The organism is Terrisphaera buseokensis (genome assembly GCF_047521145.2).
Lineage (GTDB): Bacteria > Verrucomicrobiota > Verrucomicrobiia > Opitutales > Opitutaceae > ER46.
In genome coordinates, this window is sequence record NZ_CM134186.1 from 6,569,413 (window position 1) to 6,581,105 (window position 11,693).

Below are 11,693 nucleotides of genomic sequence, written 5' to 3' on the forward strand. Positions count from 1 at the left end.
TCGCGTTCATTCGCCTGATTCGCGGGCAGAGGCTCGTGGTCACAGATACTTCGCCACGTCCGGCAGGCGCTTCACCCGCCGTCCTGCCGCATCCAATACAAGATACGGATCCTCCTCGGGCTTGGCTTCGATCTCCTCCTCGCCGTCGGGCGTCTCCTCCTGCTCGTCGATGACGTCACCCTCGGAATTCGTGAAGATCCAGTCCTGCTCCTCATCGAGAAAGTGCGACATGCGCCGCGCCTGCGGCTCGAGGACGAGTGCGGGATTCTTCACCTGCCCGTCCTTCACCATCTCGAACACACTCGGCACATAGAGCTTCTTAAAGTGCGTGACGAAATCGCTCATCCACTTGTTCGCGACGCCCTCGCGCTTGTTGAGCAGCACGACGTCCGAGAAATGCACGCACGCCTCATACCACGCGAGCAGCGCCGGATGTTTCTCCGCCAGCTGCGTGTTCACGATGCAGATCACGCGCGCCAGCTCGCCGCCCTGCGTGGGCACCCAGGCCTTGAACGCCTCGATCTGATCGACGGGATCGCGCCGGCCGTCGGTGACGAAAAACACGTGCGTCGCCTCCGCGGGCCACGCCCCGATGATCGTTTTCTCCTGCCATTCCCACCGCGTGACGCGTGGGAGCTTGGCGTCGAACTCCGCATCGGCGGTCTCGCCGGCGGCCAGCATCACCGCCCCGCGATCCGTTTCCACCAGTCCATCCTGGATCAAGTCCACCAACAGCTCCCGCCGGCCGGAACCCGCGGCGCCGAGAATCAAATACACGAGAGGCTTGGACGAGTCTGACATCAGCCGACAGCAAGGACGGTCCGGAGGGGAAGACAAGTTTCCGGCGGGATTTCCGCCGGTTCATTTCCCTCACCCGCCAAACGTCCCGCACTGCGCGTTCTGCCGCATCCAGTGATCCACGAGCACGAGGGCCGTCATCGCTTCCACAATCGGCACCGCGCGTGGCACCACGCACGGATCGTGACGCCCCCGGCCGATCAATTCCGTCGCCGCACCGTGCACATCAACCGTCTGCTGCGGCTGGAGAATCGTCGCGGTCGGTTTGAAGGCCACGCGAAACACAATCTCCTCGCCGTTGCTGATGCCGCCCTGGGTCCCGCCACTGCGGTTGGTCACGGTGCGAATCTTCCCGTCGCGCGGCTCGAACACATCGTTGTGTTCGCTGCCGCGCAGGCGCGCGCCGGCGAAACCGCTGCCGATCTCGAAACCCTTCGTCGCCGGCAGCGAGAGCATCGCTTTCGCCAGATCCGCCTCCAGCCGATCGAACACCGGCTCACCCAGGCCCGGCGGCAACCCGCGCACGCGGCACTCAATCACGCCGCCAACCGAGTCGCCCTCGCTCCGCACGGCCTTGATCCGCTCGATCATCCGTTCCGCCGTCGGCAGATGCGGACAGCGCACCGCCGTGGCCTCGACTTCGGCGAGCGTCGGAAAGCGTACCAGGGCCTCCGCGGGGGCCACGATGTCGTGGACCTGTGTAAGAAATGCGCGAATTTCGACTCCGCCCGGGCCGGTGAGGCCGCTTCCGGACCGGCCGCCGAGCGCCAGAATCTTCTTCGCAATCGCCCCGGCCGCGACGCGTCCGATGGTCTCACGCGCCGAGCTGCGGCCACCGCCGCGATGATCGCGGATGCCGTACTTTGCCTGATAGGTGTAATCGGCGTGAGACGGACGGAATTTATCGCGCATCTCGTCGTAAGCTCCGGGCCGCTGGTCGGCGTTGCGCACCAGCAACGAGATGGGAGCGCCGGTGGTTTTTCCCTCGAAAACACCACTGAGAATCTCAACGCGATCCTCCTCCTTGCGCGGGGTGACGATGTCGCTCTGGCCCGGGCGCCGGCGGTCCAGTTCGACTTGGATTTCCGCCGCTGTGAGCGGGAGTTGCGGCGGGCAGCCATCGATGACGGCCCCGACGGCAAGCCCGTGGCTTTCGCCCCAAGTGGTGACAGTAAAATTTATCCCGAACGTATTCGCCATCGCAGGGTCGGAGCGTTGGCCGCGCCCGGATCACCCGCAAGCGGCAAATCCGGCGCGGCGGATCCCGGATTCGGCGGCAACTTTTCCATGAAGATGCCGTCACAACAGACCGTACTAGACCGTTTACAAGCAAGGCGCTTTGGCTTCTGTCGTAGGACTCCGGCGCGCCGCCCGCCCATTCACACCTAAATCCCTAGCATGACTTTGCGCCTCGTTCGATTTTGCGTCGTTTCCACGATTTGTGCCGGGGGATTCAGTGCTTGGGCCCAGACTCCGCCGATCATTCCGGGCGCCCCGAACGCGCCGGGCTCAACGGCCCCCGCGCCGGGCTCACTCCAGCCGTCCGTCCGCCCCGGTACACCGGAAAACGACGACGTGGTGCTGAAACTCCCCGATGCCGACATCGATCTGATCCTGAGCACGCTCGAGAACCTCACCGGCCGCATCGTGCTCCGGCCGCAGCAACTCCAGACCGCGACCTACAACCTGAAGATCACCAAGCCGATTCCGAAGGCCGAGGCCATTCTCGCGATCGAGACGGTGCTCGCGTTGAACCAGATCGGCATCGCGCCGCTCGGCGAGAAGTTCATCAAGGTCGTCAATCTCCAGCAGGTCCGCCAGGAGGCGCCCGAGATGATCAACGGCTCCGCACTCGATCGGCCGCCCTCGGGCAAGGTCGCCACGAAACTCTTCCAACTCGAGTTCGCGCGCGTGCAGGAAATCATCCCGCTGTTCCAGGGCATGCTCAATCCGTTTTACGGCGGTCCGGTGCCGCTGCCCAACGCGAACGCCGCGCTGATCACCGACAGCATCAGCAATCTGCAACGCGTCGAACTGCTCCTGCAGCAAATCGACAAGCCGGTGACCGCGGGAATGAAGCCCAAGTTTTACGCGCTGAAAAACGCGAAGGCCAGCGACCTCGTGAACAAGCTGCGGACGATTCTCACCGGCACGCTGCAGACGCAGCTCGGCTCGGCCACGACCTACAATGCCGACGACCGCACCAACCAGGTCGTGCTCGTCACCGATCCGCGCCAGCATCCGTTCTTCGACGATCTGATCGCCCGCCTCGACCAGAAGTCCGATCCGAACACGCGCAACGACGTCATCTATCTGAAGCACGCGAAGGCCGCCGACGTCGTCACCGTCCTCAGCCGGATCATTTCCGGACAGACCACCGCGATCCAGCGCCAGAGTCCCGGCTCCGTCCGCCCCGGCACCGGCCCGCAGCCCGGCATGCAACCGAATGCGCCGAACGCCGCGCCTGCACCCGCTCAGCCCACCGTGGTCTCCGCCAGCAGCGCCCTCGACGGCCTCGCGGGCTCCAACGAATTCAGCGCCGTCATGACGGTCGTGAACGACGACCGCAGCAACGCCGTGGTGGTCTTCGGCACCGCCGACGATCTTCGCCTGGTGCGCGAACTGATCGACAAGCTCGACATCGTGCTCGCGCAGGTGCGCATCGAGGTCGTCATCGCCGACGTCACCCTCGACGACAATCACCAGTCCGGCATCAGCGCGCTCGGCCTGAAAATCGAGGGCAACAAGCTCGTCGGCTTCTCCGGCTCCGAGGCGAGCGTCACCGTCTCCAACGGCACGGTCACGAGCCCCGGCTCGGATCTCGCCGCCGAGATCGCGATCAAGACCACGCCGCGCAAGCGCAACAACGCCATCATCACGCAGCCCGCGACGGTCACGTCGCACGGCAAGAAGGCGATCTTCTTCACCGGCGAAACCCGGCCCGTTGTCACCGGCACGATCCAGTCCGCCGCCGGCGCCACCACCGGCCTCGCCTCGAGTTCCACGGTCACGCAGCAGCAGATCGGCACGACGCTCACGGTGACGCCGTTCATCGGGATCGATGGCTCGGTGCAGCTCGACATGATTCAGTCGGTCGAGGACGTGACCGGCGAAGTGCAGGTCGACGCCAACACCCAGTACATCATCGGCAAGCGCGAATCGACGAACTACATCAGCGCAAAGTCGGGCGACATCATCGTGCTGAGCGGCTTTCGGAAAAACTCCAGCATCCGCGAAACCAACCGCCTCGGCCCGATCGCGTTCATTGGCGATCTGTTCGGATCGCGCAAACGCAGCACGTCGCGCACGGAACTCGTGTTCTTCCTGCGACCGACGGTGCTGACCAACAATCCCACAATCGACAACGCCGAGACGATGAAGCGCATCGAGGACCTGCCCGCGCGCGACGCGATCAAGAACGCGCTCGATCCGAACTACGTCATCCCGCCGAAGACGACGATGGAAAAGATCATGTTGAAGTGATCGCGACCGCGCGCACCACGCCCATGACCGTCCTTGAACAGGAAACTCTGCCGGCCTCGCTGGCGACGCTGCTGACCGACGAGCAGCGCCAGGGCATCGTCGAGGCGGCGCGGGAAAAGCGCCTCGAAGCCCTCGCCGCCGCGCTCTCGCGGCCGGAACCCGAGGTACTCGTAAGACTCGCCCAGGCCGCCGGCCTCGACATCGCGAGCAATCTCGAAACCGATCCCGACGCCCGCGGCCTGCTGCCCGCGCGGCTCGTGCACGAGTATCAAATCATACCGATCCGCTACGCGGGAGCCGCGGGAGAAGGGAGCAAGGAGAAGGGAGCAGGAACCAGCCCCACGTCACTGGATGGCTCGGTTGCATCCGCCTCCGCCGTGACCCCGCTTCACCTCGCTTCGGCATGGCTGCCAGATGAGGTGATGACGCAATGGCTGCGGACATTCACCGCGCGACCGCTCGTATGGCACCTCGCCGTGCCGGAGCGCATTCACCAGCTCATCATCGAGAACTTCGGTGTCGGTTCCGGGTCGCTCGAGGACACCGACGAAAGTTACGTCGCGCCCGAGGCGCAAAAGGAGACCGAGGAGATCGTCGACGAGGAGGCCGCGGTCGTGCGTTTCGTCACCGACGTCATCTCGCAGGCGATCGAGGATCAGGCGACCGACATCCATTTCGAGCCGCAGGAAGGCCAGCTGCGCATTCGATACCGCGTTGACGGCCTGCTCGTGCCGGTGCCCGTCCCCGAAAACCTGTTACGCTTCCAGGACGCCATCATCTCCCGCCTGAAGATCATGGCGCGAATGAACATTTCGGAAAAACGCCTGCCGCAGGACGGACGCATCAATTTCAAGGCGAACGGCATCGTCCTCGACATCCGCGTCTCGACCGTCCCGACGATCTACGCCGAGTCGATCTCGCTGCGATTGCTGAACCAGAAGAAGGAAGCCTACACGATGGAGCGGCTCGGCATGAGTGCCGAGGAGCAGGCACAGATCACGCACATCCTCGACTACCCGCACGGCATCATCCTCGTCACCGGCCCCACCGGCTCCGGCAAGAGCACGTCGCTCAACGCGTTTCTCCGGAAAATCAACTCTACCGATCTCCGGATCATCACGATCGAGGATCCGATCGAGTACGAGGTGCCGGGCGTGAACCAGATGCAGGTGCGGCCGGAAATAGGCCTGACGTTTGCCGACGCCCTGCGCCACGTGCTGCGCCAGGATCCGGACGTGATCATGGTTGGCGAAATCCGCGACAAGGACACCGCCGAGATCGCGATCCGCGCGTCCCTCACGGGCCATCTTGTTTTCTCGACGCTGCACACGAACGACGCGCCCGGCGCAATCACGCGTCTCGTCGACATGGGGATCGAACCGTTCCTCGTCGCCTCGGCCATCGAGCTCGTCATCGCGCAACGCCTCGTCCGGCGCCTGTGCCCGGAGTGTTCGCGGCCCGCGCCGATTCCGAAGGTCAAGCTGCTCGAAAACCTCGCGATCCTCGGTTGCGATCCGGCCGAGGCCGAAACGATCGACGTACTCAAGTCACCCGTCGGCTGCGATCGCTGCCGCGGCACCGGCTACCGGGGGCGCATTGGCATCTTCGAGATTTTCCGGCTGAACGACGAGATGCACGAGCTCGTGCTGAAGCGCGAGAGCACGCGCACGCTCGCCGATTGCGCGCGCAAACACGGCATGCGCACGCTGGGCCAGAGCGGCTGGGAAAAGGTCAAGGCCGGCCATACCACGTTCGACGAAGTGCTGCGCGTGATCACGGTCACCGAAAAGTAGCGCATGCCCCGTTTCGCCTACACCGCCCGTGACCGCGCTGGAAAATCCGTCGTCGCCGATCTCGAGGCGCCGAGTCGCCGCGATGCCCTGCGGGTGTTGAGCGCGCGCGGACTGCAGGTCGCCTCGGTCAGCGAAGTCGCCGCCGGTCCGGCGAAGAAAAAATCCGGCACGGCGTCGGCCGCGACCGCCGCCAAATCATCTGCCGGCTCCGCCCGCGCCGCGCGGCGCGAGAGCGCGCAAGCGCTCACGCGCCGCGAGTGCCTGCCCTTTCTCGAGGCCCTTCACGATCTCGCGACCAGCGGGCTCTCGGCCGGAGAGGCGGTGCGTCTGCTTTCGGTGCGCATCAAGGAGCCGCGGCTCCGCACGCTGTGCGCCGGCATCTGGGAACAGATCAGCGAGGGCGCGCCGCTCTCGCGGGCGATGGCTGCATTTCCCCACGTCTTCGAACCGTCGATCACGAATCTGATCCAGGCCGGCGAAGCGACCGGCTCGTTGAACGACACGCTCGCGCGACTCATTTCGCATCTGACCGAGCAGCGCGAATTGCGCCGTCAGTTGATGACCGCCCTCGCGTATCCGATCTTCATGGTCACGGTGGCCGGCGGAGTGATCGTCTTCTTCCTCGTCTTCCTCTTGCCGCGGTTGAAGACGCTGCTGACCTCGCTCGGCGGCAAGATGCCTACATCGACGCAGCTGTTGATCCATCTCTCGAACTTCGCGCTGAGCATCTACGGTATCGCCACGCTCATCGCCCTCGTGCTGGGCCTCGTTTCGTTTTTCGGGTGGCGCCAGACCGCAGCTGGCCGCGCGGCCACCGACGCCTGGCTGCTCAAACTTCCGCTCATCGGGCCGTTCGTGGTGTCGCAGACCGTTCTCGTATTTTCGCAGACGCTCTCCGTGCTGCTTGAAAACGGAATCACCGCCGCCGAGGCGCTGCGGATGACCGAGAAGCAGATCGACAACACGGTCCATCGGACCGCGTTCAACACCGCCACCGCGCGCGTCCTCGAGGGCGAGGCGCTGTCAGTCGCGTTGACCCGCACCGGCTGCTTTCCGGATCTGGTACTCGACCGCCTCGCGGTCGGCGAGAACACCGGCAACGTCGTGCCGAGCCTCAAGCAGGTCGCGATCGCTTATCAGAAGCAGATTTCGAATCAGCTGAACATGTTCACCAAGGTGATCGCGAGCGGCGTGCTGATGGCGGTCTTCATCTTCGTCGGCTTCATCGCCTTCGCCATCGTCTCCGCCGTGTTTCAGGTCAGCTCGAGTTTCAAGATGGGAGGGTGAGGTGGCAGCCGGAGTTGAGAGGTGAGGGCTGAGAGTTGAGAGTTCGATCAAACCTGCCGGACCATCGATCGTCGGATTGGGTTGGTTCTTCTCTCAACTCTCAGCCCTCAACTCTCAACTCCGCGCCGTTCAGCACGCGCAGCGCCGCTCCAGAATTCGTTCCCTCACGCGCCTCACGGCACCTCGTACACTTCGACGAGGGCCACGCCGCCGGCGCCGTTCGCGCCGCTGATGCGGGCGCTGTACGGTCCAGGCGGAAGCGTGAGGATCAGGACCGCGTCTTTCGAATTGGCGGCGGAGAGCGCGAACGCGCCGACCGAGTTGGAGGCGGCGGCGATCTCGGGCGAACCCGCCCAGTCGTCATTGCCCGCGATGCGCTGACTGGTGCTGTTGTCGAAAAGCTCAAGGCGCGGATCCTCCATCAGGCCGGTGACGCCGAAGACCGCGAGCGACGGTCCCACCCCGCGCACGATGACGGTGCGGGCGCTCTGGCCGCCGATCACGAAACCGACCGCGAGATCCGAATTCGCATCGATCAACGCGCGCGTCGAAAGGTTGATCAGGCGCGGCGTGGCGGCGGTGCGCGCCGAACCCGACGCATCGTACATCTCCGCGATGCACGCACCACTGGCGGTGCCTTTGCCCACGACCTGGATGGTATAGCCACCGGGTGCCACGCCGGGCGCGGGCCGGACGAGCGCACTGTCGAGACTCGCGGCCGGCAGCGCGAACGCCGCGACCGACGCGAACGCCGCCGCGAGAGCCGGACTGCCGCCCCAGTTGTCGTTCGACTCCAGCGGCGTCCCGTTGCCCGCGGCATAGAGTGTCATCACCGGATCCGCCAGCACGCCCGGGACATTGAACGGCGGTTGGGCGAGTGTCGGTCCGACGGCCCGGATCACCAGCGGCAGCGCCCCGGTCGAGTCGCCGGGTCCGACGAAGGCACCCATGGTGAGGACCTTGGCGCCGGCGCCGACCGACGTGAGAATGGAGAGATTCACGAGGCGGCCCCTGTCGACCGCCGGCAGCGCCACGACCGTCAGCACGGCGGGATTGCTGCGCGTCGTACCCGTGGTGTTGGTGGCGACGCTGACGTAGGCGCCCGCGTTCGCCGCCGAGGTCGCGCTGAGCACGAGCGTGCTCGAGGTCGCGCCGGTGACCGCCACGCCGTTGCGCTCCCACCGGTAACTCTCGGCACCGGTGGCGGTCGCGCTGAGGACGGCGGTCGTGCCGGCAGCCACCGTTTGCGAGCGAGGCTGCAGCGAGTAGACCGGCGGCTCGCTGGCCTCAACCAGGGCAGCGTTGAGCATGAGCGCCACCGAATTGCCGTTCGTATCCGTGGCCCGCACCGTCAGCGTCGCGGCCCCCTTGTCGACCGGCGTGATGAACAGCGACGAACCGGTGATTACGCCGGTCACGATCGCGGGATTGGAACTCTGCACCGAAAACGTGATCACGGACGTGCCGACGCCCGTGGGAAAAAGCGTCACCGGACGCACCGAGTTGATCACGATGAGATTCGTCTCGTTGAACGAACCGCCCGAGACATTGCGCAGCGGCAGGTCCGTCAACACCGGCGATACCTGGCTGGCGTTGAACCGCGGCAACGCCGCCATCGCATCGACAACCGTCATGCCGGTGCCCATCACGCGGCCGAAGACGCTGTAGCCGCCGCCGTTGCTCTGATTCAGAATCGTGGAGTTGTCGCGGACGTTGAAATACCACTCGCTCGTCGCGCTGTTGATGTCGTTCGTACGCGCCGCGGCGAGCGTGCCGCGGGCGTTGGCGAGATTGTACTCAAGTGCGATCGGAGTGAATCGCGGGAGCGTCGTGAGCTGAAACGGCACGTTGAAACCGTAGCCGCCGCCCTGCACGATCGAGACCGCGCCGTTGTCGAAACTCGCTGCGCGGTGAATGAAGGTGTTCGTGTAGGTGCCCGCCTGGACGTACGACAGAAAGTTGGCGACATGTCGCGGCGCGACGTCCGTGCGCAAGTCGACATTGAAGCGACCGACGACCGTATCGAATTGCACGATCTGCGTTCCCGTGATTCCGGGCACGACGAAGAACGTCCGCAGATCCACGGTCAGACCCGCCGGCCCGATGTCCAATTTGGTCGGCAGCGGCTGGACCAGCACGGGAATGCTCGTTTGCGCACGCAACGCGCAGGCGGCGAACAGCAGAACGAAGTAAGCGGAACGGACGAATCGCATGGTGAAGCTTGGGCCGACACAGAGCGCCCGGCCAATCCGATTGTTCCCGACAGATTCGAGAGGTTTGGGCATTACTACCCGTTCACACTTCCACTTCTATAGGCAGAATACCCGATACGAAAATCAGGGCACTTCGTAAACTTCCACGAGCGCGGCGCCGCCGCCGCCGACTCCACTCACCTGCGCGGTGTAACTTCCCGGCGCCAGCGTCACGAGCAGGATCGCATCGCGACTCGCCGCGTTCGCGAGCGCAAACGCGCCAACGGACCCGCCCACGGCAGTGAGTTGCGCGTCGCCGCCCCAGTTATCGTTGGCGGCAATCACGGCCTGGCCGCTGAAGAGCTCGAGCTTCGGATCAGCCATGGCGCCACCGACGTTGAACGGCGCCACGCCGAGCGTCGGGCCAATTGCCCGAATCAACACGGTTTTCGCCGCGCCGCTGCCGCCGCCAATCACGAAACCCGCAGTAAGAATTCCGCCGGCGGGAATCTGCTTGAGCACGGACACGTTCACGAGCCGCGGTGTGCTTGTCGTGACGCCGCCGTTGGCCGACGCATCGTAGAGTTCCGCAATCACTGCCCCCGCTGCGCTGCCGACGCCGCTGATCTGAATCGTGTAGGCGCCGGCCGCGGTCGCGGGATTGAAGGACGCTGCGTCCTTGGAGCTCGCGGCCGCATACGGGAACGCGCCGACCTGGCCAAACGCGGACGCGAGCGCCGCGGTCCCGCCCCAGTCGTCGTTCGACGCCGTCACGATCGCCCCGGAAAACACCTCGAGCTTCGGATCGTTCAGCGCGCCATTCACGCCCAGCTGTGCCAGCGCGGGTCCGGCCGCGCGCACCAGCAGCGGCTTGCTGCCGTCCGTGCCCGCTCCGCCCACCACGGTGCCGAGGGTGAAGAACGGATCCGCCGGCGAAACCGTGGTGAGGATCGAAAGATTGATCAGGCGGCCGGTGTCCGCGCCACCCGCCACGGTGAGTTGTGCCGCCCGGCTTGTGACTGTTCCGACCCCGCCACTGGCCACCACGGTGTACTCGCCGGCGTCGGCCGGACTCGCCGCGCGCACGACCAGCGTCGCACTTGTCGCCGCCGTAATGGGCGTGCCATTACGCCGCCACTGGAACCCGGTGGCACCGTTCGCCGCGACGTTGAACGCCACCGTGCCACCGGCGACGATCGCCTGCGAGGCGGGCTGTGTGGTGATGGCGACCGTCGGCGCGGGTCCGACGACGTTGACGATCAGCGTCGCCGTCGCGCTCGTGGCGGTGCCGGCCGCATTGGCAACCACGACCGCATAGCCGCCTGCATCCGCAACCTGCGCCGCCGCGAGCGTCAACGCGGCCGCCGTCGCACCCGTGATCGGCGTGCTGTTGCGGCTCCACTGGTAAGCGAGCACGGGCGTGCCCGTGGCCTGCACGGAAAAGGTGACCGCCGCGCCGGCGTTGACCGTCTGTGACTGGGGCCCGGTGGTGATCACGGGGGCCGTGGCCGTGACGCCACCGGCAATCACAAAACGGATCTCCTCCTGCACGCCGTTCGTGAGGCCGTCGAGATTGAACCCCTGCACGAAGACGCCGAATGATCCCGCCTGCGTCGGAATACCCGTGATGATCGGCGTACCCGAACGAACGATACCACCGACCGGGGCCGGCACGAAACTCAGGCCGGGCGGCAGCGTACCACTCACCGCGAATCGCGCTGGCGGGCTGGGCGTCCCGGAATACGTGAAGGCCACATCGACGCGCGTGCCCACGGTCCCGGTCACCGGATTGCCGGGCGACTGCACGTATGCCGTCGCCCCCGCCAGCGAATGCACGGTCCCGAGGGCGGCCAGCGACGCCGCGGCGCGCAGCAACTCGCCCGCGCGGATCACTGGCATCGATTCAACCAGGGCCGCCGCCAGCCGAACCGCCGGAGTGCGCTGAAGGATCACCAGCAGTAATCCCAGCGGCAGGTTCAACCAGGCATGCGAGCGAAGGACGGCAGCGGAAGTTCTCATGGGACGGGCACGGCGACGCCGCGCGAAACCCATACCCAGCCCCGACCCGGACGAAAGCGGTCGACCGTAACGGCCCTGTTACCCGTACGCCGGCCGACTCCGAAGTGGCCCACCCGGCGCG

The 11,693-nt window shown here is 65.7% G+C and carries 7 protein-coding genes; 3 read left to right on the forward strand and 4 right to left on the reverse strand.

Annotated elements, in window-relative coordinates:
• Window positions 1-39: 39 nt before the first annotated feature.
• Entirely contained in the window at window positions 40-801 is a 762-nt protein-coding gene (locus ACLJEU_RS24755; protein WP_414661327.1) for a hypothetical protein, read from the reverse strand.
• A 69-nt stretch (window positions 802-870) separates the two neighbouring features.
• Window positions 871-1,998 (reverse strand): chorismate synthase, encoded by a 1,128-nt coding sequence (gene aroC / locus ACLJEU_RS24760; RefSeq protein ID WP_414661326.1) that lies wholly within the window; start codon window positions 1,996-1,998, stop codon window positions 871-873.
• A 378-nt stretch (window positions 1,999-2,376) separates the two neighbouring features.
• On the opposite strand from aroC, the gene ACLJEU_RS24765 reads away from it, so the two are divergent.
• From ACLJEU_RS24765 to ACLJEU_RS24775, 3 genes are read left to right on the forward strand one after another with little or no spacing between them, the layout of a single operon-like run.
• Window positions 2,377-4,281: a secretin N-terminal domain-containing protein gene (locus ACLJEU_RS24765; RefSeq protein WP_457795315.1), complete on the forward strand. Its 1,905-nt coding sequence runs from the start codon at window positions 2,377-2,379 to the stop codon at window positions 4,279-4,281.
• 23 nt (window positions 4,282-4,304) lie between these two features.
• Complete coding sequence (locus tag ACLJEU_RS24770; RefSeq protein ID WP_414661324.1) at window positions 4,305-6,074, forward strand: GspE/PulE family protein; 1,770 nt, start codon at window positions 4,305-4,307, stop codon at window positions 6,072-6,074.
• Window positions 6,075-6,077: 3 nt separating this feature from the next.
• On the forward strand, window positions 6,078-7,361 hold the full coding sequence (locus ACLJEU_RS24775; RefSeq protein WP_414661323.1) for a type II secretion system F family protein: 1,284 nt from the start codon (window positions 6,078-6,080) through the stop codon (window positions 7,359-7,361).
• A gap of 173 nt (window positions 7,362-7,534) precedes the next feature.
• Here ACLJEU_RS24775 and ACLJEU_RS24780 read toward each other — a convergent pair whose 3' ends face one another.
• Together ACLJEU_RS24780 and ACLJEU_RS24785 are read right to left on the reverse strand one after the other, a co-directional pair.
• Window positions 7,535-9,574: a peptidylprolyl isomerase gene (locus ACLJEU_RS24780; RefSeq protein ID WP_414661322.1), complete on the reverse strand. Its 2,040-nt coding sequence runs from the start codon at window positions 9,572-9,574 to the stop codon at window positions 7,535-7,537.
• Window positions 9,575-9,697: 123 nt separating this feature from the next.
• Window positions 9,698-11,572 (reverse strand): immunoglobulin domain-containing protein, encoded by a 1,875-nt coding sequence (locus ACLJEU_RS24785; RefSeq protein ID WP_414661321.1) that lies wholly within the window; start codon window positions 11,570-11,572, stop codon window positions 9,698-9,700.
• Window positions 11,573-11,693: the final 121 nt, after the last annotated feature.

What these genes read in the sequence shown, in the direction of transcription:
- ACLJEU_RS24755 (WP_414661327.1), bottom strand. Translation starts at nt 801, where the DNA reads ATGTCAGACTCGTCCAAGCCTCTCGTGTATTTGATTCTCGGCGCCGCG.
- aroC (WP_414661326.1), bottom strand. Translation starts at nt 1,998, where the DNA reads ATGGCGAATACGTTCGGGATAAATTTTACTGTCACCACTTGGGGCGAA.
- ACLJEU_RS24770 (WP_414661324.1), top strand. Translation starts at nt 4,305, where the DNA reads ATGACCGTCCTTGAACAGGAAACTCTGCCGGCCTCGCTGGCGACGCTG.
- ACLJEU_RS24775 (WP_414661323.1), top strand. Translation starts at nt 6,078, where the DNA reads ATGCCCCGTTTCGCCTACACCGCCCGTGACCGCGCTGGAAAATCCGTC.
- ACLJEU_RS24780 (WP_414661322.1), bottom strand. Translation starts at nt 9,574, where the DNA reads ATGCGATTCGTCCGTTCCGCTTACTTCGTTCTGCTGTTCGCCGCCTGC.
- ACLJEU_RS24785 (WP_414661321.1), bottom strand. Translation starts at nt 11,572, where the DNA reads ATGAGAACTTCCGCTGCCGTCCTTCGCTCGCATGCCTGGTTGAACCTG.